This window comes from Patulibacter defluvii, from assembly GCF_034096925.1.
In the GTDB taxonomy this organism is placed as follows: domain Bacteria; phylum Actinomycetota; class Thermoleophilia; order Solirubrobacterales; family Solirubrobacteraceae; genus Patulibacter; species Patulibacter defluvii.
In genome coordinates this window covers 25123-50061 of sequence record NZ_JAWZSQ010000002.1, presented here as the reverse complement: position 1 = coordinate 50061, position 24939 = coordinate 25123, and the positions used below count along the sequence as shown (strand labels likewise).

The 24939-nt window shown below is 77.1% G+C and carries 25 protein-coding genes; 13 read left to right on the top strand and 12 right to left on the bottom strand.

Annotation, left to right across the window (positions count from 1 at the left end; all coding sequences use genetic code 11):
* Positions 1 to 39: 39 nt before the first annotated feature.
* Positions 40 to 1491: an aldehyde dehydrogenase family protein gene (locus SH587_RS02420; RefSeq protein ID WP_320668962.1), complete on the bottom strand. Its 1452-nt coding sequence runs from the start codon at positions 1489 to 1491 to the stop codon at positions 40 to 42.
* A 105-nt stretch (positions 1492 to 1596) separates the two neighbouring features.
* A complete protein-coding gene (locus SH587_RS02415) occupies positions 1597 to 2040 on the bottom strand; it encodes a cytidine/deoxycytidylate deaminase family protein (protein ID WP_320668961.1) in 444 nt (147 codons plus the stop codon).
* Positions 2041 to 2087: 47 nt separating this feature from the next.
* Between SH587_RS02415 and SH587_RS02410 the strand changes: the two genes are divergently transcribed.
* The 7 genes from SH587_RS02410 (at position 2088) to SH587_RS02380 (ending at position 7106) form a co-directional block, all read left to right on the top strand.
* Positions 2088 to 2891, top strand: coding sequence for an N-acyl homoserine lactonase family protein (locus tag SH587_RS02410; protein WP_320668960.1), 804 nt, complete (start codon positions 2088 to 2090; stop codon positions 2889 to 2891).
* A 74-nt stretch (positions 2892 to 2965) separates the two neighbouring features.
* Complete coding sequence (locus SH587_RS02405) at positions 2966 to 3190, top strand: hypothetical protein (protein ID WP_320668959.1); 225 nt, start codon at positions 2966 to 2968, stop codon at positions 3188 to 3190.
* Positions 3191 to 3342: 152 nt separating this feature from the next.
* Complete coding sequence (locus SH587_RS02400) at positions 3343 to 4350, top strand: phosphotriesterase family protein (RefSeq protein ID WP_320668958.1); 1008 nt, start codon at positions 3343 to 3345, stop codon at positions 4348 to 4350.
* Positions 4351 to 4374: 24 nt separating this feature from the next.
* Positions 4375 to 5133 (top strand): protocatechuate 3,4-dioxygenase subunit beta, encoded by a 759-nt coding sequence (pcaH, locus tag SH587_RS02395; protein WP_320668957.1) that lies wholly within the window; start codon positions 4375 to 4377, stop codon positions 5131 to 5133.
* A gap of 16 nt (positions 5134 to 5149) precedes the next feature.
* Complete coding sequence (pcaG, locus tag SH587_RS02390; protein ID WP_320668956.1) at positions 5150 to 5737, top strand: protocatechuate 3,4-dioxygenase subunit alpha; 588 nt, start codon at positions 5150 to 5152, stop codon at positions 5735 to 5737.
* On the top strand, positions 5737 to 5922 hold the full coding sequence (locus SH587_RS02385; RefSeq protein WP_320668955.1) for a hypothetical protein: 186 nt from the start codon (positions 5737 to 5739) through the stop codon (positions 5920 to 5922). The genes pcaG and SH587_RS02385 overlap by 1 nt, the downstream gene beginning before the upstream one ends.
* A gap of 11 nt (positions 5923 to 5933) precedes the next feature.
* Positions 5934 to 7106: a serine hydrolase domain-containing protein gene (locus SH587_RS02380; RefSeq protein WP_320668954.1), complete on the top strand. Its 1173-nt coding sequence runs from the start codon at positions 5934 to 5936 to the stop codon at positions 7104 to 7106.
* 12 nt (positions 7107 to 7118) lie between these two features.
* Here SH587_RS02380 and SH587_RS02375 read toward each other — a convergent pair whose 3' ends face one another.
* A complete protein-coding gene (locus SH587_RS02375; protein ID WP_320668953.1) occupies positions 7119 to 8333 on the bottom strand; it encodes a M24 family metallopeptidase in 1215 nt (404 codons plus the stop codon).
* Between the two features lie 124 nt (positions 8334 to 8457).
* Between SH587_RS02375 and SH587_RS02370 the strand changes: the two genes are divergently transcribed.
* Together SH587_RS02370 and SH587_RS02365 are read left to right on the top strand one after the other, a co-directional pair.
* A complete protein-coding gene (locus SH587_RS02370; protein ID WP_320668952.1) occupies positions 8458 to 9342 on the top strand; it encodes a DsbA family protein in 885 nt (294 codons plus the stop codon).
* The gene (locus SH587_RS02365; RefSeq protein WP_320668951.1) at positions 9339 to 10304 is read left to right on the top strand and encodes a D-2-hydroxyacid dehydrogenase family protein; all 966 of its coding nucleotides are present in this window, start codon (positions 9339 to 9341) and stop codon (positions 10302 to 10304) included. Before SH587_RS02370 ends, SH587_RS02365 begins: the two co-directional genes overlap by 4 nt.
* Here SH587_RS02365 and SH587_RS02360 read toward each other — a convergent pair.
* The 7 genes from SH587_RS02360 to SH587_RS02330 all read right to left on the bottom strand — a co-directional run bounded on the left by SH587_RS02360 (position 10301) and on the right by SH587_RS02330 (position 17816).
* Positions 10301 to 11620, bottom strand: a complete 1320-nt coding sequence (locus SH587_RS02360) for a M20/M25/M40 family metallo-hydrolase (RefSeq protein ID WP_320668950.1) — start codon at positions 11618 to 11620, stop codon at positions 10301 to 10303. The genes SH587_RS02365 and SH587_RS02360 overlap by 4 nt on opposite strands.
* Entirely contained in the window at positions 11617 to 12405 is a 789-nt protein-coding gene (locus SH587_RS02355) for an HAD family hydrolase (protein ID WP_320668949.1), read from the bottom strand. The genes SH587_RS02360 and SH587_RS02355 overlap by 4 nt, the downstream gene beginning before the upstream one ends.
* Positions 12402 to 13460, bottom strand: a complete 1059-nt coding sequence (locus SH587_RS02350) for a M20/M25/M40 family metallo-hydrolase (protein WP_320668948.1) — start codon at positions 13458 to 13460, stop codon at positions 12402 to 12404. Before SH587_RS02350 ends, SH587_RS02355 begins: the two co-directional genes overlap by 4 nt.
* A 64-nt stretch (positions 13461 to 13524) precedes the next feature.
* On the bottom strand, positions 13525 to 14124 hold the full coding sequence (locus SH587_RS02345; RefSeq protein WP_320668947.1) for a CAP domain-containing protein: 600 nt from the start codon (positions 14122 to 14124) through the stop codon (positions 13525 to 13527).
* Positions 14125 to 14220: 96 nt separating this feature from the next.
* Positions 14221 to 15126: an SDR family NAD(P)-dependent oxidoreductase gene (locus SH587_RS02340; RefSeq protein WP_320668946.1), complete on the bottom strand. Its 906-nt coding sequence runs from the start codon at positions 15124 to 15126 to the stop codon at positions 14221 to 14223.
* Positions 15127 to 15354: 228 nt separating this feature from the next.
* A complete protein-coding gene (locus SH587_RS02335; protein ID WP_320668945.1) occupies positions 15355 to 16830 on the bottom strand; it encodes an APC family permease in 1476 nt (491 codons plus the stop codon).
* A gap of 113 nt (positions 16831 to 16943) precedes the next feature.
* On the bottom strand, positions 16944 to 17816 hold the full coding sequence (locus SH587_RS02330; protein WP_320668944.1) for a GntR family transcriptional regulator: 873 nt from the start codon (positions 17814 to 17816) through the stop codon (positions 16944 to 16946).
* A gap of 36 nt (positions 17817 to 17852) precedes the next feature.
* Between SH587_RS02330 and SH587_RS02325 the strand changes: the two genes are divergently transcribed.
* Genes SH587_RS02325 through atzF form a run of 4 tightly spaced genes read left to right on the top strand, consistent with a single transcriptional unit; the run spans position 17853 to position 23306 of the window.
* Positions 17853 to 18617 (top strand): urea amidolyase associated protein UAAP1, encoded by a 765-nt coding sequence (locus tag SH587_RS02325; RefSeq protein ID WP_320668943.1) that lies wholly within the window; start codon positions 17853 to 17855, stop codon positions 18615 to 18617.
* Positions 18614 to 19393 (top strand): urea amidolyase associated protein UAAP2, encoded by a 780-nt coding sequence (locus SH587_RS02320; RefSeq protein WP_320668942.1) that lies wholly within the window; start codon positions 18614 to 18616, stop codon positions 19391 to 19393. Before SH587_RS02325 ends, SH587_RS02320 begins: the two co-directional genes overlap by 4 nt.
* Positions 19390 to 21414 (top strand): 5-oxoprolinase/urea amidolyase family protein, encoded by a 2025-nt coding sequence (locus tag SH587_RS02315; protein ID WP_320668941.1) that lies wholly within the window; start codon positions 19390 to 19392, stop codon positions 21412 to 21414. The genes SH587_RS02320 and SH587_RS02315 overlap by 4 nt, the downstream gene beginning before the upstream one ends.
* A complete protein-coding gene (gene atzF, locus SH587_RS02310; protein WP_320668940.1) occupies positions 21414 to 23306 on the top strand; it encodes an allophanate hydrolase in 1893 nt (630 codons plus the stop codon). The genes SH587_RS02315 and atzF overlap by 1 nt, the downstream gene beginning before the upstream one ends.
* Here the strand turns inward: atzF and SH587_RS02305 are convergent.
* Together SH587_RS02305 and SH587_RS02300 are read right to left on the bottom strand one after the other, a co-directional pair.
* Entirely contained in the window at positions 23237 to 23824 is a 588-nt protein-coding gene (locus SH587_RS02305) for a DNA-3-methyladenine glycosylase I (RefSeq protein ID WP_320668939.1), read from the bottom strand. The two genes, atzF and SH587_RS02305, sit on opposite strands and share 70 nt — an antisense overlap.
* Positions 23817 to 24932, bottom strand: a complete 1116-nt coding sequence (locus SH587_RS02300) for a M20/M25/M40 family metallo-hydrolase (RefSeq protein ID WP_320668938.1) — start codon at positions 24930 to 24932, stop codon at positions 23817 to 23819. The genes SH587_RS02305 and SH587_RS02300 overlap by 8 nt, the downstream gene beginning before the upstream one ends.
* Positions 24933 to 24939: the final 7 nt, after the last annotated feature.

Here is a 24939-nt window from a genome sequence, read left to right as displayed (position 1 = left end):
GGGTGCGGATCGACGGCCGGGCACGCCCGGCCGCGGTGGTCAGAGGGCGATGACGACGCTCTTCGGCTCCGTGAAGCCGAGCAGCGCGGCCTCGCCGAGGTCGCGGCCGAGGCCCGAGTCGCGGAGGCCGCCGAAGGGCAGCGCCGGATCGAAGACGTTGTAGGTGTTGACCCAGACCGTGCCGGCGCTGAGGCGGTCGGCCAGCACGTGCGCGCGCGAGAGGTCGCGGGTCCAGACCGCGGCGGCGAGGCCGTAGCTGGTGTCGTTGGCGATCGCCACGGCCTCGTCGTCGTCCTCGAACGGGATCACGCCGACCACCGGGCCGAAGATCTCCTCGCGCGCGATCCGCATCCCGTTGTCGACGCCGACGAACAGCGTCGGCTCGACGAAGAAGCCCGGCCGCTCGGGCACGCCGCCGCCGACCGCGACCGTGGCCCCGTCCTCGCGCCCGAGCTCGATGTAGCGCAGGACCTGCTCGCGCTGCTCCTCCGAGACCAGCGGGCCGACCGTGACGCCGCCGTCGAGGCCGTTGCCGAGGGCCACCCGCGCGGTCGCCTCGGCCAGCCGCTCGTGCATCTCGTCGAGGATCGACCGCTGGACCAGCAGCCGGCTGCCGGCGGTGCACATCTGCCCGGAGTGGCCGAACGAGGCCCGCATCGCGGTCACGGTCGCGGCGTCGAGGTCGGCGTCGGCGAAGACGATGTTCGGGCTCTTGCCGCCCAGCTCCAGGGTCAGCCGCTTCATCGTCGGCGCGGCGGCGGCCATCACCTCGCGCCCGACCGCGGTCGAGCCGGTGAACGAGACGACCCCGACGTCGGGGTGGGTGGTCAGCGCCTCGCCGACCCGACCGTCGCCGGTCAGCACGTTGACGACGCCGTCCGGCACCCCGGCCTCGCGGCAGATCGCCGCCACCCGCAGCGCGGTCAGCGGGGTCTGCTCGGCCGGCTTGATCACCGTCGCGCAGCCGGCGGCCAGGGCCGGCGCGAGCTTGAAGCAGGCCTCCATGATCGGGAAGTTCCACGGCAGCACCAGCGCCGCGACCCGGATCGGCGAGCGGCTGGTGTAGACGTGGTGCCCGGCGGCGATCGGCAGCACCTCGCCGGTCAGCCGCGCGGGCGCGCCGGCGTAGTAGCGGAAGGTGCGGGCGCTGAGCAGCGTGTCGGCCCGCGAGCGCTCGATCGGCTTGCCGTTGTCGAGCGTCTCGAGCACGGCCAGCTCCTCGACCCGCTCCTCCAGCAGCTCGGCGATCCGGTGCAGCACCCGGGTCCGCTCGTCCGGGGCCAGGCCCGACCAGCGGCGGTCGTCGTGGGCGGCCGCCGCGGCCGCCACCGCGGCGTCGACGTCGTCATCGTCGGCCTGGACCACGTGGGTCAGGACCTCGCCGGTCGCCGGGTCGAGGACCGCGAACCGCTCGCGATCGTCGGGGGCGATCCAGGCGCCGCCGACGAACATCGGCTCGACCGCGGTCAGCGTGGGGATCGGGTGGCTCATGAGACTCCGGGCGCCGCGAGACAAGGGACCGGCGGGCGAGCGGCTGGGGGCCCACCCGCCGGTGGATTGGATCCTACACTAGACGAAGTGGATCCACTGAGGGGATCAATGCGCCGCCCAGCGGCGCGTGGTCTTGGCCGGGAGCAGCGTCCGCACCGGCACCCGCTCGACCGCGCCGGCGTCGTAGTTGACGACGTGGGCGTCGGGGCCGTAGTCGCTGATCAGCTCGCGGCAGAGACCGCAGGGCGTCACCACCCGCCAGCCCCCGTCGTCGGTCCGCAGGACCGCCGCGCAGGTCTCGATCTCGCGCTCGCCGTGGGCGACCGCGGTGCCGATCGCCACCCCCTCGGCGCAGATCGACGCGCGGCCGATCGAGCTCTCGACGTGGATCCCGAGGTAGACCCCGCCCGAGCGCATCCGCACCGCGGCCGCGACCTCGTGGCGGCCGACGACGGCCCGCTGCTCCAGCAGCGCGACCGCCTGGGCCACCAGCGCGGCGTCCTCGGGCGCCAGGTCGTCGACGGAGGGGGGAACGGACGGCGACGGCATTGGGCACAGTTTGCCTCAAATTGGATCCACCGTCACACTGGCCCGCCATGAGCGCCGACGACCGCTGCGACCGCCTGATCGGCCTGACCCTCGGATGGGAGCACTGCGCCCGCCGGATCTCGATCGAGGACGGCGGCGACGAGCGGCTGCGGCTGCCGGTGATCGCGTTCCTCGCCCACGGGCCCGGCGGCTGGACGCTGCTCGACTGCGGCCTCTCGCCGACGATGCGCGACCGCGAGCGGGCGGCGCGGATCTACCCCGGGCCGCCGCCGGAGTTCCCCGGCGAGGGCGACCCGCTGCTCGACGCGCTCGACGCCTGCGGGGTGCCGCTCGACGCGATCACGACGGTCGCCGTCAGCCACCTGCACGTCGACCACAGCGGCGGACTGGCCCACGTCGCCGACGGCCGCCCGGTCGTCGTCCAAGCGCCGGAGCTGGCCTTCGCCGCGACGCCCGCCGCCGCGGCCGCCGGCTACGTCGCCGAGGACTGGGCCGCGCCCGGCCTGGCCTGGCGTCCGATCGCGGGCGACGCCCCGATCGCGCCCGGGATCGACGCCGTCGCGACCCCCGGGCACACGCCGGGTCACATGTCGTACCGCGTCCGGACCACCGCCGGCCCCTGGCTGCTGGCGATGGATGCGATCGACCTCCAGGACGGGATCGACGAGGACCGGCCGATCGGCTCGGCCGCCCGCCCCGAGGACGACCCGCTCCGCCGCCGCTCGCACGACCGGCTGCTCGCCCTCGCCGCGGCCGAGGGCGCCCGCCTGGTGCCGGGCCACTGCCCGCGCACCTGGCCCGCCTTCCCCGGCCCGCCGGCCGGCGTCGCGCTGCCGCCCGCCGGCGGCTGAGCCGGGGTCCAACCACGTCGGCCGGGGCCGACGCGTGAGACCGGTCACGCAAGGGGCTCTAAAACGGTTTTTGTGTGACGGCGATCACCGCTTTGTACAGCTGGATGACCGACCTTGGCCCTATGTACATGTTCCCGACCCCCCACACGCTCGACGCCCTCCGCCCCCGGACCGACGTGCAGGACTCGCTGGCCGCCGAGATCGCCGAGATCCGGCGCCTGCAGATCGCCGCCACCCCCGAGCCCCGCCGCGCCCGCCCGGCGCGCCGCTCCGCGCTGACGCTGCTGCTCGGCCGCTGAGCCGGGCCCTCGCGCCACCCGCCCGCCGGGCTGGCGCACCGGCGTGATGGATCCAATCTCTTCCATTTAGGGTCCAATCACGCTAGAACTCGTCGGGTGCGCGCCACGTCCGCCCACCCGTTCCGCGACCGGCCGCCCCGAGGAGGCGGCCGGTGATCGAGACCGTGCTCGGGCCGATCGCGCCCGAGGACCTGGGCCCGACCTCGATGCACGAGCACCTGCTCTGCGACGTCCGGGCCCTGGCCGCGCCGGCCACCGAGCCGGCGCCGTCCGACCCCCGGGTGCGCCAGGAGAACCTCGGCTTCCTGCGCTTCAACGCGCTCGCGCTGGCGGACAACCTGGTCCTCGACGACCCCGACCTCGCCGCCCGCGAGCTGGCGCGGGTCGCGCCGCTCGGCCAGCGGACCGTCGTCGACCCGACCGTCTGGGGCTTCGGCGGCCCGGCCGCCGCGCTGCCGGCCGTCTCCCGCGCGAGCGGCGTCCAGATCGTCGCCGGCGTCGGGGCCTACCTCGGCGTCACGCGCCCCGACTGGCTGCGGGCGCTCGACGTCGACGCGCTGACCGAGCGCTTCGTCGGCGCGCTCCGCGACCGGCTGCCCGGCTGCGAGCACCGGGCCGGCGTCGTCGGGATGATCGGCACCAGCCACCCGCCGACGGCCGAGGACGAGGTCGTGCTGCGGGCCGCGGCGACCGCCACCACCACCACCGGCTCGGCCCTGATCGCCCGCACCGACCCGCGCTTCCGCGCCGGCCCCGAGCTGGTCGCGCGGCTCGAGCGCGAGGGCGTCGCCCCCGAGCGGGTCGTCCTCAGCAACATCGACGGCTACGCGCCCGACCTGGCGCCGCTGCGCGAGCTGGCCGCCACTGGCGCGACCCTCAAGTGGTGCTTCGGCTACGAGGCGCCGCCCCGCGTCGGGCTGACCTCGGCCACCGACGCCCAGCGGATCGACGCCCTCGTCGCGCTGCTGGAGGAGGGCCACGAGCGCCAGGTGCTGGCCTGCGGCGTCTGGACCAAGCACGCCCTGCGCGCCTACGGCGGCCCCGGCTACGACCACCTGGCGCTGCGGATCGTGCCCGCCCTGCGCGAGCGCGGCCTCGACGACGACGCCGTCGCCGACCTGCTCGTGGGCCAGCCCCGCCGCCTGCTCGACCGTCCCTGACCGGCCACCGACCGGAGTCCGCCGATGCCCCCCGCCCCGCTCCCGACCACGCCACCGCGCACCGCCTCCGGGCTCGTGCTCCCGCGCTGGCGCGACAGCGACCCCGGCACCCACCCGCCGCTCGACAGCCCCGAGTACCGGTCGACCGCGCGCCGCCACCCGCTGCGCCAGCTCGACCGGATGCCGCAGACGCTGACCGAGGTCACCGGCCCCCGCTTCTCGTTCCGGACCGTCGCGCCGGGCGAGGAGGACCTGACCGCCCAGCACCAGGGCGAGCCGCTCGGCGAGCGGCTGATCGTCCACGGCCGCGTGCTCGACGGCGACGGGCGACCGGTCCCCGACACGCTGGTCGAGATCTGGCAGGCCAACGCCGCCGGCCGCTACGCCCACTCCGGCGACCGCCACCCCGCCCCGCTCGACCCCAACTTCACCGGCGTCGGCCGCTGCGTGACCGACGCCGAGGGCCGCTACCGGTTCGTCACGATCCGGCCCGGCGCCTACCCGTGGGGCAACCACCCGAACGCGTGGCGGCCGGCCCACATCCACTTCTCGCTGCTCGGGCGGGCGTTCACGCAGCGGCTCGTGACGCAGATGTACTTCCCCGGCGACCCGCTCTTCGTCCACGACCCGATCTTCAACAGCGTCCGCGACGAGCGCGCCCGGGCGCGGATGGTGAGCGCCTTCGACCTCGACGCCACCGTCCCCGACTGGGCGCTCGCCTTCCGCTGGGACATCGTCCTCCGCGGCCCCGAGCAGACCCCGCCCGACGCCGACCACCGCTGACCGGAGCAGGCTCCCCGTGCCCACCACCCCCTCCCAGACCGTCGGCCCCTACCTGCACCTGGGGCTGCCGTGGCCCGACGGGCCGCACGTCGTCCCGCCCGACACCGCGGGCGCGATCGTGCTCCACGGCCAGGTGCTGGACGGCGACGGCGCGCCGATCCCCGACGCGCTGGTGGAGAGCTGGCAGGCCGACCCCGACGGCGGGTTCGCCCACGTCGACCGCGACCCGCGCGGCAGCGGCGACGACGGGCTGCCGTTCGGCCCCTTCCGCGGCTTCGGCCGCTCCGCCACCGACGCCGACGGCCGCTACGCGATCACGACCCTGAAGCCGGGCCGGGTGCCGTGGCCGGAGGCCGGCGGCGACGGCGCGCCGCCGCTGCAGGCGCCGCACCTGGCGCTGTCGGTCTTCGCCCGCGGGCTGCTGCACCGGGTCGTCAGCCGCGCCTACTTCGCCGACGAGGCCGCGGCCAACGCCGACGACCCGCTGCTGGCCCGCGTCGATCCGGCACGGCGGGCGACGCTGGTGGCGGTGCCCGACGAGCGCGGATACCGGCTCGACCTGCGGCTGCAGGGTCCCGACGAGACGGTCTTCTTCGACCTCTGATGGTGCCGCTCGCGCACGTCGCCGGGCTGCCGGTCGAGGAGCTGCTGCCGGCGCTCTACGGGGCGACCGGGGTGGTGGCCGTGCTGCGGCTGCGGGCGCTGGCGCTGCTGCCCGGGCGCCGCCGCCGGCGGCCGGCGGCGCCGCGCCGAAGCGGCCCCGACCGTCCCCCGCCCCCGGACGCCTGAGCCCGCCCGCCGTGCCGTCGCCGCCCGATGATCTCCTGGCCCCGCGGCCGACCGCCGATCCGCCCCCGGCCGTCGACCGCGCCGCGCTGGCCGCCGCCGTCGACCTGGCCCGGTCGACCGAGCCGGCGCTGCCGCGGGCGATGGACCGCTGGCTGGCGGCGACGCTCGCCGACGAGCCGTGGCCGCACGTGATGGGGCCGCTGCTGGACCGCGGCGGTCCCTCCGGACTGGTCGTCGTCGGCGGTCGCGTCGTCGCCCGCTGGGGCGATCCCGACCGCCGCGAGATGACCTTCTCGATCGCCAAGTCGGCGCTCTCGCTGGTCGCCGGCCTGGCCTTCGACGACGGGCTGCTCGTCGACCTCGACGAGCCGGCCGTCGCCCGCGTGCCGCTGGCGGCGCTGGGTGGGACCGTCGCCGGCGGCGGCCTCCCGCTCGACCCCGCCGCCGCCCGCCGGATCAGCTGGCGCCAGCTGCTGACCCAGACGAGCGACTGGCGCGGCACGCTCTTCGACCTGCCCTGGTGGGCCGACCCGCAGGGCCGCCAGCCGCCCGACGAGCCGGCTCACGGCGCGGGCGTCCGCTTCGCCTACAACGACGTCCGCACCAACCTGCTGTCGCTGGCCCTGACCCACCTCCACGGCCGCGGCGCCGCCGAGGTCCTCGGCGAGCGGCTGCTGGCGCCGATCGGCGTCGCCGACGGCTGGCGCTGGCACGGGCTCGACCAGATGCGGACCACCCTCGCCGATGGCCGCCGCGTCCCGGTGGTGACCGGCGGCAGCCACTGGGGCGGCGGGCTGTGGCTGACCGCGAGCGAGCTGGCGCTGCTGGGCCTGCTGGTGCTCGCCGGCGGCCGCTGGGGCGACGACCGGCTGCTGAGCGAGCGCTGGCGCGCCCTGGCCCTGGAGCCCTGCCCGCTGCGGCCGGCCTACGGGCTGATGTGGTGGCGCAACCCGTGGGCGGGACGGCCGCGGGGCAGCGACGCGCCGCCGCTCGGCGCGGTCGCCGACCACGACGCGTTCCACCCCGGCTCGGGCGTCCGCGGGTTCGCCGCCCACGGCACCGGCGACCAGGTCGTCTGGTGCGACCCCGACCGCGAGCTGGTGGCCGTCGTCCGCTGGACGACCGACCCGAACCCGGTCCTGGCCGCGATCACCGCGGCGGTGTCGCCGCGGTCCGGCCCCTGACCGCGGCCCCGCTCACCACCACCGCTGGGGGCAGCCGGCGGTGATCACCTCGCTGCCGGTCGCGGTCACGATCACGCACTCCTCGTGGCTGATCCCGCCGGTCTCGGGCGTGCCGAGCACGATCTCCAGCGCCATCACCTGCCCGGCCTCGATCGGGTCGCGCTCCTCAGCGGCGACGAACGGCCCCTCGGTGGTCAGCCCGATCTGGTGGCCGAAGGCGGGCCAGAAGCCCTCGAAGTAGCCGTGCGGGGCGTAGCCGTGGTCGGTCATCCAGGCCGTCCCCAGGTCGTGGACCTGCTCGTGCGTGACCCCGGGGCGGACCGCCGCGACCAGCGTGTCGATGAAGCCGACGGCGTGCTCGAGCACCGTCCGCTGGGCGTCGGTCGGCTCGGCCCCGACGCACGCCGACCGGGCCAGGTCGCAGCCGTAACCGGCGACCGGCCCGAAGCCGTCGATCCGGATAAGGTCGCCCCGCTCCAGCGGCCGGACCGCGTTGAACGAGGGGATCCCGCGCGGCGCCTGCGGCCGGCAGGGGTTGCCCGACCCGGCCACCACGTCGGCCGGGAAGCCGCCGCCGGCCAGCAGCACGGGCAGCCCCGCCGCGACCACCTCGGCCTCGGTCCGGCCGGGCTCGATCGCCTCCATCATCGCCCGCATCCACGCCGCCCCGACCGCCGAGGCGTGCCGCATCCGCTCCAGCTCGACCGGGCTCTTGACCCGGTGCAGCGGCTCCAGGATCGCGTCGGCCGGCCGCAGGTCGAGGGTCGCCCCCAGCCGCTGCTCGACCTGGCGCCGGTGGCGCTCCAGCATCACGCCCTCGCCGGCGAGCCCGAGCGGGCGTCCGGCGAGCCCGGCGTCGCGCAGCGCCCCGGCCAGCCCGCGGGTGATCGACTCGACGGTGCGGGCGTCGGCGACGGCCACGTCGCCCGGGCCGACCCGCTGGTCGAGGACCAGGATCGGATCGCCGTCGACCGGCAGCACGAGGGCGCTGAAGCCCTTGTCGCCGAAGGTCGGCGACGCGCCCTGCTGCTGGAAGCCGGACTGGTGGTCGGCCAGCCACTTGACCGCCCACGGCCAGTTGCGGCTGCCGAAGGCGACCAGCCCGTCGAGGCCGGCGGCGGCGATCGCGGCCCGCGCCCGCCGCTGGCGCTCGCCGAACTCGTCCGCGGACGGGGCCGGCGGCACGTCGCGGGCGGTCGGCACGGCCGGGAGCGCGGGGTCGGGCATCTGATGGATCCTATTCCTGTCGATTTGGATCCTCAAGCGCGGTCGGGAGCGGACCGCGGACCGCTTCGCCCCCGATCCGCCCGTCCCGACGGGGTTCGCGCCGCCGCCCGCTAGCGTGCCGGACGTGTCGATCGTCGACGTCACCACCTACACCGATCCCGCTTGCCCGTTCGCCTACAGCGCCGAGCCGATCCGCTGGCGGCTGTCCTGGCGCTACGGCGACCAGCTGCGCTGGTCGCTGCGGCTCGTCGGCCTCTCGAAGGACGGCGCCTCGTACGAGCGGATGGGCTTCACGCCCGAGCGCGCCGCGGCCAGCCTCCGCCACTTCGACCAGTTCGGCCAGCCGCTGGCCACGGTCGCGTCGCGGCCGGTCGGCGGCACCTGGAGCGCCTGCCGCGCGATCGTCGCCGTCCGCGAGCACGACGGCGTGCCCGCCGCGGTCCGGCTGCTGCGGGCCCTCCACGTGCAGGCGCTGGCCCTCGCCCAGGAGCTGGGGGCCGAGGAGACGATCGCCGCCGCCGCGGCCGACGCCGGGATCGACGCCGCGTCGCTCGCCGCCTGGCGCGAGGACCCGGCCGTCGAGCGCGCCTTCGAGGCCGACCTCTCCGCCGCCCGCCGCCCCTCGCCGGCCGCGCTGGCGCTCGACGGCAAGCTCGCCCCCTCCGGCGACGACTGGACCGGCGACGCCGACGGGGCGGTCGCGCCGCGCCGCTACACCTGCCCCAGCTACGTCGTCGCCAGCGACGGACGGACGCTCGAGGCCCCCGGCTTCCACACCGCGCTGACGATCGAGACGCTGGTCGCCAACCTGGCGCCGCAGCTCGACCAGCGGCCGTGGGCCGAGGACCCGATCGAGGTCCTGCGCTGGGCCGGTCAGCCGCTGACCACCCAGGAGGTCGCCGCCGTGCTCGACCTCGGCGAGCAGCGCGACGAGGCCCGCGAGCGGCTGGTCGCCGGCGGTGCCGTCGAGCGGCCGGCCGGCAACGACGCGCTCTGGACGCTGGCTTGAGCGACGGGCCCGTCCGCGTCGCGATCCTGGACGACTACCAGGACGTCGCCCGCGAGTTCGGGCCCTGGGAGCGGCTGGCCGGCCGCGTCGAGCTGACCGTCTTCGACGACCACCTGGCGGACCCCGAGCCGCTGGCGGCGCGGCTGGCCGGGTTCCCGGTGGTGGTCGCGATGCGCGAGCGGACGCCGTTCCCGGCCGCGCTGCTGGCGCGGCTGCCGGCGCTGCGGCTGCTGGTCACCACCGGCGCCCGCAACGCCTCGATCGACGTCGCCGCCGCCCGCGCCCAGGGGGTCGTCGTCTGCGGCACCCGCGGATCGGCGACGGCGGCGGCCGAGCTGACCTGGGCCCTGATCCTGGGCCTGCTGCGCCACGTCGCCGCCGAGGACCGCGCCGTCCGCGAGGGCCGCTGGCAGCACACCGTCGGCGGCGACCTGGCCGGGCGCCGGCTGGGCGTGCTCGGCCACGGCCGGCTCGGCCGCCAGGTGGCCGCCGTCGGCGTCGCCTTCGGCATGGACGTGGTCGCCTGGAGCCGCAGCCTGACGCCCGGCGCCGAGGTCGCTCCCGGCGTCCGCGCGGTCGCGCTCGACGAGCTGCTGCGGAGCGCCGACGTGGCCTCGATCCACCTGCCGCTCGTGCCCGGAACCCGCGGGCTGATCGGCGCCCGCGAGCTGGAGCTGCTGGGCCCGCAGGCGCTGCTGGTCAACAGCTCCCGCGGGCCGATCGTCGACGAGGCCGCGCTGCTCGCCGCGCTCGCCGACGGGCGGCTCGGCGGGGCCGCGCTCGACGTCTACGACGTCGAGCCGCTGCCGGTCGACCATCCGCTCCGCCGCGCCCCGCGGACGCTGCTGACCCCGCACGTCGGCTACGTCACCCGCGGCAGCTACGCGACCTTCTTCGCCGACGCCGTGGAAGACGTCGAGGCGTTCCTCGACGGCGCGCCGCTGCGGGTCCTCGAGGCCTAGGGCGCCAGCGCCCGCAGCAGCGCGACCTCGGCCTGCGCCGCCCGCCGCAGGTCGCCGAGGTCGACCGACTCGTCGCTGGCGTGGATCCGCGAGCGGTCGTCGCTGGCACCCCAGAGCACGAACTCGGCGTCGGGGTAGATCCGGGCCAGGTCGGCGCAGAGCGGGATCGCCCCGCCGGTGCCGATCCGGGTCACCGGCGCGCCGTAGCCGGCCTCCAGCGCCGCGGCGGCGGCGGCCGCGACGGGACCCTCGCCCGCCAGCAGCGCGCCCGGCGCCAGGCCGCTGACGTCGAACTCCAGCTGCGCCCCCCACGGCGCCGCCCGTCGCACGTGGGCGACGATCGCGTCGGCCGCGGCCTGCGGGTCCTGGGTCGGGGCCAGCCGCGCGCTGAGCTTCGCGCGGGCCTCGGGGATCAACGCGTTGCCGGCCTCGCGGACGGTCGGCGCGTCGATCCCGACCGCGGTGATCGAGGGCCGGGTCAGCAGCCGCTCGGCCAGCGGCCCCTCGCCGACCAGCGCCACGCCGTCGAGCACGCCCGACTCGCGGCGGAAGCCCTGCTCGTCGATCGGGGCGCCGTCCCACGGCAGCCGGTCGAGCCCGGCGACCGCGACGTTGCCGGCCTCGTCGTGGAGGCTGGCGATGATCCGCGACAGCGCCACCAGCGCGTCGGGCGCGCCGCCGCCGGCGACGCCCGAGTGGACGAAGTCCTGGAGCGTGCGGACGGTCACCTCGACGACCGCGAAGCCGCGCAGCGAGGTGGTCATCGTCGGCTGGCCGGTGGCGACGTTGCCGCCGTCGGCGATCACGAAGGCGTCGCCGCGGAACCGCTCGGGGTCGGCCGCGACCAGCTCGGAGAGGGTCCCGAGGCCGGTCTCCTCCTCGCCCTCGATCAGGACCTTGACCCCGACCGGCGGCCGGCCGCCGAAGGCCCGCAGCGCCGCCAGGTGGATCGCGATCCCGCACTTGTCGTCGGCCGTCCCGCGGCCGTAGAGGCGCCCGTCGCGGACGGTCGGCGCGAACGCGGGCGAGGTCCAGGCGTCCTCCGGCCCGGCCGGCTGGACGTCGTAGTGGGCGTAGAGCACGACCGTCGGCGCGCCGGGCGGGGCCGGGATCTCGGCGAAGACGGCCGGGGCGGCGTCGGGCACGTCGATCTGGGTCACGCCCTCGAGGCCGGCGTCGGCCAGCAGCGCGGCGGTCAGGTCGGCCGCCTCGCGGACCGGGGCGGGCGGGAAGCCGGGGAAGGCGACCGACGGCAGCCGCACCAGCCGCTCGAGGTCGTCCTGCAGGCGCTGGGGGTCGACGGTGAACTCGCTCATGCGGCGCTCTCCTGGGGGTCGTCGAGGATCGGATCGCGGTCGCCGTCGATCAGGCCCAGCACGGCCCGCCGCAGCTCGGCGGCGTCGCGGGCGACGGCGTCCGCCTGCCGCAGCTCCTCCGGCGGGTGCGGGCCGGTGGCGACGGCGACCACCGCCACCCCGTCGTGGCGGGCGCAGGCGATGTCGCGCGGGGTGTCGCCGATCACCAGCGTGCGCGCCGCCGGCCACGGCGACCCGTCGGCCCGCAGCGCCGCCCCGGCGCGGGCGCGGGCGATCGCCGGCAGCCGCTCGCGCTGCTCGTGGTCGGAGCCGAAGCCGCCGCCCCAGCGGGCGTCGAACCAGCGGCCGATCCCGGCCGCGTCGAGCTTGCGCCGGGCGACCGGCTCGAAGTTGCCCGTCACCAGCGACTGGACGACGTCGTCGCGCCGGTGCAGCTCCTCCAGCAGCGCGGCGATCCCGGGGCTGACGAAGTCGACCAGGTCCTCGGGGGCGTAGAGCGCGCAGGTCAGCTCGCGGACCGCGTCGGCGTGCTCGTCGATCGTCGCCGGCGCGACGCCGAGCGCGAGCAGGATCTCGCGCGCGATCTGGCCGTCGGTCTTGCCGGCGCCGCCGCGGCCGCTGCCGGCGGCCAGCGCCGAGCCGTCGACCCCGTGGACCTCGATCAGCGCGTCCCAGACGGCCCGCGCGTGCGACCCGGACGCCCGCAGCAGCAGCGTGCCGTCGATGTCCCACAGCAGCAGCCAGCGGTCGTCGACCGCCGGCGCGGTGTCGGCGGCGACGCTCACCGTCGCAGGTCGACGCTCGCGTCCAGCCGCCGGGCGAAGGCCGCCAGCAGCCGGGCGGTGTCCAGGACGTCGCTGACCTGCACCGTCTCGACCGACGAGTGCATGTAGCGCAGCGGCACGCTGACGACCGCGGTCGGGATCCCGTCGGCGGCGATGTGGATCGCGTCGGCGTCGGTGCCGGTGGCGCGACCGACGGCGCTGATCGTGTGCTCGATCCCCTCGGCCTCGGCGACCTCGATCAGCGTGTCGGTGACCCACGGGTGGAGCGGGGTGCCGCGCTCGATCACCGGGCCGGAGCCGAGCGGGTGCTCGCCGATCTCGTTGCTGTCGACCCCGGGCTGGTCGCTGGCGAAGGTCACGTCGACCACGACGGCGATCTGCGGCCGGACCCGGTGGGCGGTCGTCTTGGCGCCCGAGAGGCCGGTCTCCTCCTGGGTCACCGCCCAGCCCTGGACCTCGCCGGGCGCGCCGCCCGCCTCGGCCACCAGCCGCGCGGTCTCGTAGGCGACGAACGAGCCGACCCGGTTGTCGAGCGAGCGCGACGCGACCCGCCCGCTGCGCAGCTCCAGCGGCGCGACATCGATCACCGCGACGTCGCCGACCCGGACCACCTCGAGCGCGTCCTCGCGGTCGCGGGCGCCGATGTCGATCGTCAGCTCCTTCAGCTTCGTCGCGCGGGTGCGGTCGTCCGGCTCCATCAGGTGGATCGGCTTCTTGCCGACCACGCCGGAGATCTCGCCGCCCTTGGCCAGCAGCCGCACGCGCTGGCCGACCAGCTGCTGCGGGTCCCAGCCGCCGACCTGGGCGACCCGCAGGAAGCCGCGGTCGTCGACGTGGGTGACGATCAGGCCGATCTCGTCGATGTGGCCGACGACCGCCAGCGACGGGACGCCCTCGGTCGTCGCCGGCACCCGCGCCACCGACGACCCGACGACGTCGTGCTCGACCTCCGCGAACGCCCCCGCGTGGCGCCGCCAGACCGCGGCCGCGGCGGCCTCGCGACCGGACGGGCCGGGCGTGGTCAGCAGCTCGCGGAGGACGTCGGGCAGGCTCATGCGAGGACGGTATCGCGCGGCGGCCTCGGGCCCGCGGCCGCGCCCGCCGCCGCGACGCGCGCGTTCACCGGTGCCAGGCGGTGACCAGCGCCCAGGTCGCGCCGGCGCCGCTGCCGCCGAAGCCGGACGAGCCCTTGCCCGACCAGGCCAGGCCGACGTCGCGGGCGCTGCGGCCGAGCACCACCTCGCGGTGGCCGGCGTGCGAGGCGAGCCAGCGGAGGATCGTGGCCAGCGGCGTCGCGTTGCCGCCACGGCCGGCCCCGAGCGCCTCGCCGCCGCCCCAGCGGTGGCCGCGGCGGACGTAGCCGGCGCGCCGCAGCCGCTGGTCGAAGCTGCCGCCGATCCCGTGGTCGAGCCGGCCGGCGGCGACCGAGCGGTCGACCTGCCGGCGCGCGACCCCGACCAGCTTGCGGTTGCTGCGGAGGGCAGGCCGGTGGGCGTCGCGGCGGGCCTCGTCGACCAGGCAGCGGAGCAGCCGCTCGGCGGGCTTGGCGGCGCGCTGCGGCTGGTCGGCGCCCGGGCAGGCGGCGAGGAAGCGGGCGGGGCTCGGGTCGGCGGCGGCCGTCCCCGCGGGCAGGGCGATCGCGAGCAGCGTCGCGAGCAGGGCGATGGCGCCCCGTCCGCCGCGACCGCGCAGGGAGAAGCGACCGGCGTGCGCCGTCATGGAAGACCTCCGTCGTGCTGGACCCAGGAGCCGGCCCGACCGGCCGACCCACCACGGCGATCGTACTCGTCGATCGCGGTCGCGACCAGGCGGCGGTCAGCCGCGGGGCGGGGCGCCGCGCCGGACCTGGCGCGAGATGCCTCCGGTCTGGAGGCCCCAGAGGACCCAGCCGGCGCGGCCGGCGGTCGCCCCGCGGACGCCGCCGGCGGGCAGGTCGCGGCCCTTCTGGAGGTCGCCGGCGGTGAGGATCTCGATCACGGTCGCCGGTCCGGCGGGCGCGCCCGCGGCCAGCCGCCGGCCGGCGCGATCGGCGATCACCTCGCCGACCTGCTCGGCGGTCGCCATCCACGGCGCGGCGTCGGCCCGCGAGCGGGTGGTGACCGGGCCGAGCACGTAGGACTCGACCTGGATCCCGAAGCCGGACTCCTCGGCGGCCAGCACCTGGGCGGCCATCAGCTCGCCGGCGGCGATCGTCGAGACCGCGCCCGATCCGGGGACCGGGTAGCGGGCGGCGGCGCCGTTGATCATCACGTAGCCCGCGCCGCGGCGGTCGCGCAGCAGCGGCACGAACGCCCGCACGGCCAGGTGGTGGCTGCGGAGCCCGTCGTGGAAGGTCCGCTCCCAGTCCTCCAGCGGCAGCTCGGCCAGCGGCGGTCCAGCGTCCCAGCCGCCGAGCGCGGCGACCACCAGGTCGGGCGGGCCGGCCAGCCGCTGGACGTCGGCCGCCAGCCGCCGGGCCGCGCCGTCGCCGGCCGAGAGGTCGCCGATCACCGGCACCAGCCGCTCGGCGGGGGCGCCGGCGTCGGTCAGCCGCTGCTCCAGCTGCTGCAGCCGCTCGGCCCCGCGCGAGGGCACCACCACCCGCGCGCCGGCGGCCAGCAGCGCCGCGACGATCCCCTCGCCGACCTCGCCGGCGCCGCCGCAGACGACCGTGGTGCGACCGTCGAGCCGCGCGGGGGCCGCGGGCGCGCCGCGGCCGGGGAGGTGATCGAGCAGCGCCATCGGGGCGAGGCTACCGGTCTCGCCGCCGGTGTCCGCGGATCGCCCCGGATGCCTCGTGGCCCGCGGCGCCCGCCGTCGCGCGAGCACCGTGGGCCACGAGGTGGAGGAGGGGGGCGGCCAGGTGGGCCGGCCGCCCCACCGATCAGGTTGCCGCGGCGGCCGCCGTCGCGACATCGCCAGCCGGCGCGACGGACGGCGACCGCTTTGGCCGCTCGTCCAGCCCGCCGCTCAGCGCGCCCCCTGGCCGACTGCCTCCGGCGCCAGCCGCGCGGCCGGCGCCGGCCGCTCGCGGCGACGAACGGCGCCGTCGACGACCACGCCGAGCAGGGCGATCACGCCGATCATCAGGATCGAGCCCCACTCGACGTACCAGGCCGCGCCGATCTCGCGCGGCCAGGCGATGTTGACCACCTCGAAGCTCAGCCAGGCCGCCGCGGCGACGTTGACCAGCGTGCCGCGGACCCGGCCGAGGGTGAACGGCCCGGGCTCCCAATCGCCGCGGATCCGGGTGATCAGCAGCGCCACGACCGGCAGCGCGAAGGCGACGTAGAAGCCGGCCGTGGCCAGCGCGATCAGCGTGTCGTAGAGCTCCAGAGCGACCGCGCCGACCAGCAGCAGGGCGGAGATCGCGGCGGTCACGACGATCGCGTTGATCGGCAGCCCCTCACGGGCGGAGAGCGCGCTCAGCAGCCGCGGCGCCGGCAGCTCGCGGTCGCGCGCCATCGCGTAGACGACCCGCGAGACCGCCGCGCCGATCGCGACCATGCCGGCGGTGAAGCCGGTGCAGACGACGATCATCATCGGCCGCACGATCCACGAGCCGAGCTCGGCCGAGAGCGTCGCGGCGATCGGGTCCTCGACCCGGCCGGCGAGCACGGCGGGCAGGTCGGGGATCGCCAGGATCAGCGCCAGGCCGGCGTACATCACGATCGACGCGACCAGCAGCAGCGACCAGATCAGGGCCTTGGGCACGTTGCGCTCCGGCTCCTCGACCTCCTCGGCGACGTCGGCCGCGCTCTCGAAGCCGATGAAGGCCCAGCCGACGATCGCGACCGCCGCCAGGAACGGCCCGAGGGCGAACGATCCCTCGCCGCCAGCGACCCCCGTGAAGAGGTCGCCGAGGCCGGTCTCGCGGTGGAAGACGAGCAGGATCGTCCCGATCACCACGCTGCCGATCAGCTCACAGCCGATCGAGACCAGCACGAAGATCTTCAGCGGCCGGCGGCCGACGACGTTGGCCAGGGTGGCGAGCGCGATGAACCCGAGCGCCAGCAGCAGCCGCAGCTCGGTGCTCGGGTCGTCGATCCCGAGCGCGGCGGCCGCGAACGGGCTGGCGGCGTAGGCGGTCGCGACCATCAGCGCGATCAACGTCCAGATGTAGGCCCAGCCGGTCGCCCAGCCGTAGGTGCGGCCGAGCATCCGCCGCGACCACTGGAAGAGCCCGCCCTCGATCGGCCAGCGGCTGGACAGCTCGCCGAGGCTGAGCGCGACGAGCAGCTGGCCGGCGAGCACGACCGGGAACGCCCACCAGAAGGACGCGCCCGAGGTGCCGAGGCCGAGGGCGAAGATCGCGTAGAGGGCGATGATCGGCGAGATGAACGCGAACGCCAACGAGAAGGCGGAGCGGAGCGTGAAGTCGCGCCGGAGCGCGTGGGGCGCCGCTGGTGGCCGCGCGGCGGAGGCCGCGCCGGAGGGACTGGTCATAGGTATGACCATAGGTTCGGCCGATTCGTCCGACCTTCGACGCTCGTCCAAGCGCCGGGCCCGGGCGACCGGCCGGGGGGACAAGCCGGATGGCGGGTCGCCGCTCGCCGCGATCAGGTGTCGCGACGGATCAGGGAAAGCCGCGCGCGGGACCCGTCCACGCGCACGCGCGAGAGCCCGACCACGTCGTGATCGCGCGAGAAGTGCGTCTCCAGCAGCTCGATGTAGGGCTCGCCCTCGGCCACCAGCAGCCCGGCCGGCTCGCCGTCGCGGGCGACCCGGGCGACGATCTCCGTCGCCGAGTAGTCGACCGGCATCCGGCAGCTGCGGGCGACGAACTCGAACGTCGACTCGCCCAGCTGCAGCTGCTCCAGCGGCACCGCCAGCCAGGCCACGGGGACCACGTCCTCGACGGTGATGACCGGCTCCTCGCCGGCCAGCAGCAGCCGGTCGACGTGGACGCACGGGGCCTCCTCCGCGATCCCGAGCACCCCCGCGGCCGCGCCGGCGGGCGCGACGCGGTGCGACTGGCGGACGCCGGGCTCGTGCCCCTGCTGGGCGATCAGGGCGGTGAACGGAACCAGCCGGTTGAGCCGCATCGCCGAGCGCAGCACGTGGCGGTTGACGAACGTCCCGAACCGCCGGCGGCGAGTCAGAAGCCCGTCCGCCTCGAGCCCGTGCAGCGCCGCCCGCAGGGTCGTGCGGCTGACCCCCAGCTGGACGGCGAGCTCGGCCTCGGGCGGCAGCCGGTCGCCGGCGAAGGCCCCGGCGTGGATCTGCTCCAGCAGCGCCTGGCGGGTGCGCTCGGCCAGCGAGCGGGCCCCGTGGCCCGCCGGCTCGACCGGCGGCGCGGCGCTGGCGCGCGGCTCTGAGGGGTCGTCGGCGATTCCCGGATCGTACTTCCGCCCGTCGACGGGGCCCGCCAGCCGGCCAATCGCCGGGGCGAGGTTCTCGCCAGCCGTCCAAGGTCGCGCCCCATTGGTCATACCTATGCTCGGCGAGCCCCCTCCCGAGGAGCCCCGATGCCCCTAGCGCCGCCCCGAGCCGACAACCCGACCCCGCTGCTGGAGACCACGATCCCCGGCGGCTGGACCTGGTCCTCCGCGGTCCCGCGCGGCAACGCGATCCGCCTGACCGACCTGGAGGGCGGAGCCAACGTCGCCCTCACCGCGCTGCGCCTGGCCGACCCGGCCGAGCGCTACTGCATGGGCGACACGCTCAAGCCGCAGCACAGCTCGCGGCTGACCGCCGGCGACGCGCTCTACTCGGACATGGGGCGGATCCTGCTCTCGCTGACCGAGGACGAGGTCGGCGGCCACGACCCGTTCGGCGGCCTCGGCGACGACCGCCTGCTGGACGCCCGCCACGGTCCCCAGGACTACCAGGGCCAGCGCAACGACCGCTGGCGCAGCGGGCGCGAGGCGCTGACCGTCGAGCTCGCCAAGCACGGCCTCGGCCGGGCCGACCTCGGCGACGTCGTCAACCTCTTCAGCCTCGTCGACGTCGCGGCCGACGGCACCACCGCGCTCCGCGAGGACCACTCGCCGGCCGGGGCCGGCGTCGTGCTGCGCGCCGAGCTGGACCTGCTGGTCGCGCTCTACTGCGGCCCCCACCCCCACGCCGGGTCGGGGCCGTGGGCGCCGAAGCCGGTCGCGCTGCGGATCGACCCGGTCGCCCCGCCCGCCGCCGACGACCTGGTCCGCCGCCGCTGCCCCGAGAACGCCCGCGGCCTGGCCGCCAGCGAGCAGGCCGCGCGACTCGCGGCGCCGACCCGGAGCCGCCCGTGAGCACCACCGCCCCCGCCGCCGACCCGGTCCCCGGCGTCCGCACCCGCGAGAGCCCGCTCGACCCGGCCGCCGCCCGGCTCGACGTCACCGTCCCGGCCGGCGACGGCTGGCTGCACCGGCTGGAGCCCGGCGAGGTCCTGCGGATCGTCGACCTCCACGGCAACCAGGCCGTCGACACGCTCTTCTACGACGCCGACGACGTCGGCCGCCGCTACAGCGCCGCCTCGACGATCCGCACCAACGGCAACGTCTACCTGCGGGCCGGCTCGACGCTGGTCGACGGCGAGGGCGGCGCGCTGGCGACGATCACCGGCGACACCTGCGGCCGCCACGACACCCTCGGCGGGGCCTGCTCGCAGGAGTCCAACGTCGTCCGCTACGGCGAGCGCACCCGCCACATGCACGCCTGCCGCAACACCTTCCTGCGGATGGCGCTGGAGCACGGCGAGCCGCTGACCAAGCGCGACCTGGCGGCGAACGTCAACTTCTTCATGAACGTCCCGCTGACCCCGGACGGCGGGCTCGAGTTCGCCGACGGGATCTCCGCCCCCGGCCGCTACGTGCAGCTGCGGGCCGAGCGGCCGACGCTGGTCCTGATCAGCAACTGCCCGCAGCTGAACAACCCCTGCAACGGCTACGACCCGACCCCGGCGCGGCTGCTGGTGTGGGACGCCGTCCATGCGGCGGCCGGCGACCCCGACGCGCCGGCGGCGGCCCCCGGGACCCTGCCCGCCCGCTGGCGCGCGGGCGACCCCCGGCCCGGAACGGCGCGATGAGCTGCGCGGCGACGATGCGCGCGCTGCTGCGCCAGGTCGACGTCGTCGCCCCGGGGCTCCAGACCTCGGTCCAGGACCTGCCGGGACGGATCGGCCTCTGGGAGGTCGGCGTCCCGCCGTCGGGCCCGATGGACGAGCGCTCGGCCGCGCGCGCCAACGCGCTGGTCGGCAACCCCGAGGGCGCGGCGCTGCTCGAGGTGACGCTGGCCGGCCCGACGCTGCGGTTCCCCGGCGGTGGGCTGGTGGCGGTCTCCGGAGCCCCGGTGGCGCTCGCGGTCGACGGCGTCCCGGTGCCCCACGACGTCGCGCTGCCGCTGCGGGCCGGGGCCGAGCTGGCGGTCGGCGCGACCCTCGGGGCCGGGGTCCGCGCCTATCTGGCGATCCGCGGCGGGCTCGACGTCCCGCTCGCGCTCGGCAGCCGCTCGACCTTCCTCGCCGGCGCGATCGGCGGTCACGAGGGGCGGGTGCTGGCGGCCGGCGACCGGCTGCCGATCGGTCCCGATCCCGGTCGCGACCACCCCGCCCCGCTCGCCGTCGACGAGCCGCGGGACGGGTGGAGGCCGGCGCGGGCGATCGACGGCGACTGGACCCTGCGCGTGCAGCACGGCCCCCACGGCGCGCCCGACCTGCTGACCGCCGCCGGGCTCGACCGCGTCCTGACCGGCGACTGGGTCGTGCACGGCCACGCCGACCGGACCGGGATCCGCCTGACCGGGGTCGCGATCGAGCGGTCCCTGTGGGCCCGCCGCGACGGCGGCGACGCCGGGCTCGACCCCTCGAACGTGATCGAGACGCCCTACGCGCTGGGGGCGATCATGCTCAGCGGCGGCACCCCGATCATCGTCGGCCCCGACGGCCCCAGCCTCGGCGGCTTCTGCTCGCCGCTCTGCGTCGTCCGCGCGGACCGCTGGAAGCTCGGGCAGCTGAAGCCGGGCGACCGCGTCCGGCTGACCCTCGACGCCGCGTCGGCGGCCACCGCCGACGGTCCGCCCGCCGCTGCCGCGCCCGTCCGCCGGGCCGCCGCGGCGGTGCCCGCCGCCCCGGCGGTCCTCGCCGAGCTGCCGGGACGGGAGGGCGCGCCGAACGTCCGCTTCCGCCGCGCCGGCGACGAGAACCTGGTCGTCGAGTACGGCGACCCGTCGATCGACCTCGGCCTGCGACTGCGGGTCCACGCGCTCCAGCGGGTCCTCCGCGAGCGCGCGATCCCCGGCGTCCACGACCTGACGCCCGGCGTCCGCTGCCTGCAGGTGCGGTTCGACCGCCACCGGCTGGCGTTGCCGCGGCTGCTCGACGCGCTCCAGCAGGTCGAGGCGGAGCTGGCCCCGATCGACGCGCTGACGATCCCCGCCCGCGAAGTCACGATGCCGCTCTCGTGGGAGGACCCGGAGGCCGTCCGGGCGATGCGCCACTACCAGGAGCACGTCTTCCCCGACGCCCCCTGGTGCCCGGACAACATCGAGTACATCCGCCGGATCAACGGGCTTCCCGACCGCCAGGCGGTGCAGGACGTCGTGCTCGCCGCGCGCTACGTGGTGGTCGGGCTCGGCGACGTCTACCTCGGCGCGCCGGTCGCGCTGCCGCTCGATCCCCGTCACCAGCTGGTGACGACCAAGTACACCCCCGCCCGCACCTGGACGCCCGAGAACGCGGTCGGGATCGGCGGGGCCTTCCTCTGCGTCTACGGGATGGAGGGCCCGGGCGGCTACCAGCTGTTCGGCCGCACGGTCCCGGTCTGGATGCGGCGGTTCGCCGACGGCGCCGGCGGCGGCCGGCTCTCGCCCGACCGGCCGTGGCTGCTGGACCACTTCGACGTGCTGCGCTTCGAGCTCGTCGACGCCGACCAGCTGCGGCGGCTGCGGGCCGCCGCCAAGGACGGTCGCAACGTCGTCTCGATCCGCGAGCGGAGCTTCTCGCTCGCCGACCGCCGGGCGCTGGAGCGCGATCACGCGCCGGAGATCGCCGCCCACCACGACCGTCGCCGCAGCGCCTTCGACCGCGAGCGGGCCTCGTGGGCCGCGTGATGTCCCCGCCGCGACCGGTCGGCCTGGGCCCGGCGCTGGCCGCCGTCCGCGGCGGAGCCGCCGACCCGCGGCAGCGCGCCCGCGCCGCCCGTGACCGGGCCGCCGCCGACCCCGGCCCGAGCTGGATCGCGCTGCTCGACGACGCGACCCTCGACGCCCACGCCGCCCGCGCCGCCGCGGCCGGGCCGCAGGCGCCGCTGGCCGGGCTGACCTTCGCGATCAAGGACAACATCGACCTGGCGGGCACACCGACGACCGCGGCCTGCCCGTCGTTCGCGTTCGTGCCCGAGCGCTCGGCGACGGTCGTCGAGCAGCTGATCGCGGCCGGCGCGGTCCCGGTCGGCAAGACCAACCTCGACCAGTTCGCGACCGGCCTGGTCGGCACCCGGTCGCCGCACGGCGGCCCGCGCAGCGTCGCCGACCCGGACCGGATCAGCGGCGGGTCCAGCTCCGGGTCGGCGGTCGCGGTCGCCCGCGGCGACGTCGACTTCGCGCTCGGCACCGACACCGCCGGATCGGGCCGGGTGCCCGCCGGCTTCAACGCGATCGTCGGGCTGAAGCCGACCCGCGGGCGCCTGAGCACGGCCGGCGTGCTGCCCGCCTGCGCGTCGCTGGACTGCGTGTCGCTCTTCACCCGCGACGTCGACGGCGCCGCGACGGTGCTCGACGCCCTCACCCGCGCGACCCCCGGCGACCGCGCCGACGGCCTCGCGGACCCGCGCGATCCGTGGTCGCGGGCCCGGCCCCGCGGGTGGGACGCCGCCACGCGCCGGCTGGCCGCCCGCGACCGCGACCGCGACCGGCGGCCGTGGCGGATCGGCCTCGCGAGCGGCGCGCTCGACGAGGACGGCGACGAGCAGACCCGGGCCGCCTGGCGCGCCGCGGTCGACCACGCCGGCGACGTCGGCGAGGTCGTCGCGGTCGACCTGGCCCCCTTCCTCGAGGCCGCGCGGCTGCTCTACGAGGGCCCGTTCGTGGCCGAGCGCTACGCCGCCGTCGGCCCGTTCCTGGAGCGCGATCCGGCCGACGCCGACCCGGTCGTGCGCGCGATCGTGCTCGGCGGGCGCGACCTGCCCGCCCACGCGCTGTTCGCCGCCGGTGAGCGGCTGCGGGCGCTGCGGGCCGCCGCCGCGGAGACGCTGGCCGGGATCGACGCGCTGCTGGTGCCGACGGCGCCGATCCACCCGACCGCGGCCGAGGTCGCGGCCGACCCCGTCGGCGTCAACGCCCGGCTCGGGCGCTTCACCAACGGCGTCAACCTGCTCGACCTCTGCGGACTGGCGCTGCCCGGCCCGCCGCGTCCGGACGGCGTCCCGTTCGGGGTCACGCTGCTGGCGCCGGCCTGGCACGACGAGCTGCTGCTGGAGCTCGGCGCCCACTGGGAGCGGGCGCTGACCGAGCCGGCGCCGTCGGGGCGGCTGGAGGTCGTGGTCGCCGGCGCCCACATGGCCGGCCTGCCCGCCAACCCGCAGCTGGTCGAGCGCGGCGGACAGTTCGAGCGCGCGACCCGGACGGCCGCCGGCCACGCCCTGCGGCTGCTGCGGACGCCCGTCGGTCCGCGGCCCGGCCTGCTGCGCCCGGTCGGCGGCAGCGTCGCGGCGAGCGGCAGCGGTCAGATCGAGGTCGAGCTCTGGTCGATCCCGGAGAGCGAGCTGGCGGCGCTGGCGGCGGTCGTGCCCGAGGGCCTGGCGCTCGGCGCCGTCCGACTGCTCGACGGCAGCGCCCGGCTCGGCTTCGTCGCCGCCGCGACCGGGCCGTTCGACCCGGCCGAGCTGCTGCCCGGCGGCTGGCGCCAGCAGCTCGCCGACGGCTGGGGGCGCGCTCAGTCCGCCGCGCAGTGGCAGCCGGCGACGTGGTCGTCGACCACGCCCATCGACTGCATGAAGGCGTAGGCCACGGTCGGGCCGACGAAGGCGAACCCGCGCCGCTTCAGCTCCTTCGCCATCGCCTTCGAGGTCGCCGTGACCGCGGGCACGTCGGCGAAGGTCGCGGGCCGGCCGGGGCGCTCGGCGGCGGCCGGCTCGGCGAACGACCACAGCAGCGCGTCGAGCCCGCCGTCCTCGCGCAGCGCCACCGTCGCCCGCGCGTTGGCGATCGTGGCCGCGACCTTCGCCCGGTTGCGGACGATCGCGGCGTCGGCCAGCAGGCGGGCGGTCTCGCGCTCGCCGTAGGCGGCGACCCGCTCGGGATCGAAGCCGTCGAAGGCGGCCCGGAAGCCGTCGCGCTTGCGCAGGATCGTGATCCAGGCCAGGCCGCTCTGGAACGCCTCGAGCGTCATCAGCTCGAACAGCGCCCGCTCGCCGTGCAGCGGCCGGCCCCACTCCTGGTCGTGGTAGGCGCGGTAGAGCGGGTCGCCGGCGCCCCAGCGGCAGCGCGCGAGGCCGTCCTCGCCGACGACCAGGTCAGACACCGCTGCCCTCCGCGGCCGCCCGCCGGACCAGGGCGCGGAGGGAGGCCAGGCCGCGGGCGATCGGCGGGATCGCCACCCACTCGCTGGTCCGGTGCATGTCGCCGCCGTGGGTGATGCCGACGCAGACCGTCGGGATCGCCAGCGGGAAGGCGGCGTTGCACTCGGTCGATCCGGCGTCCTCGCGGGCCGGCGGCAGGCCGACGGCGGCGCGCGCCTCGCGCGCGGCGCGGACGAGCGGATGGTCGTGCGGGGTCCGGCCGGCGGGGCGGTGGCCGACCTGCTCGACGGTCGCGTGGATCCCGCGCGGGGCGGCCTCGAGCGCCCGCCGGACGAGGGTCGCGGTCCGCCGCAGCCGCTGGTCGTCCTCGTCGCGGAGGTCGACGAGCAGCCGCGCCTCGGCGGCGATCGCGTTGACGGTGGTGCCGGCCTCGACCACGCCGACGTTGACGTGGCGGCCGGCGGGCACGGCCCGCAGCGCGGCGGCGCCGGCGGCGAGCAGCGCGTGGGCGGCGCTGGCGGTCCCGCGGTCGCCCCACGAGTGGCCGCCCGGGCCGCGGTAGCTGGCCTGCAGCCGCAGCGCCCCGATCCCGCCGACGACGAGGTCGTCGAGCAGGTGGCCCTCGACGGCGACGAAGGCCCGGGTCGGGACGTGGCGCAGCAGGTGCTTGGCGCCGCGCAGGTCGCCGAGGCCCTCCTCGCCGACGGTCGCGGCCAGCACCACCGCGGTCGGTGGCGGCTCGGCGACCAGGTCCTCGGCGAGGGTCAGGAGGGCGGCGAGGGCGACGGTGTCGTCGCCGATCCCGGGGCCCAGCAGCCGGTCGCCGTCGCGCCGCGGTTCGAGGGCGACCTCGCGGCCGAAGACGGTGTCGAGGTGGGCGGAGACGACCAGCGCCGGCGCGTCGGGGTCGGCGGGGCGGCCGCCGGCCAGCGGCATCCGGGCGACGACGTTGCCGACCGGGTCGCGCTCGGGCGTCAGGCCGAGCGCCCGCAGGCGGCGGTCGACCTCGTCGGCGCGGGTGCCCTCGTCGCCGGTCGGGGCGGGGATCGCGGCCAGCTCGAGGGTGGTGGCGACGAGCGAGGCGACGGAGGGATCGAGCGGAGCGAGCACGGCCTGG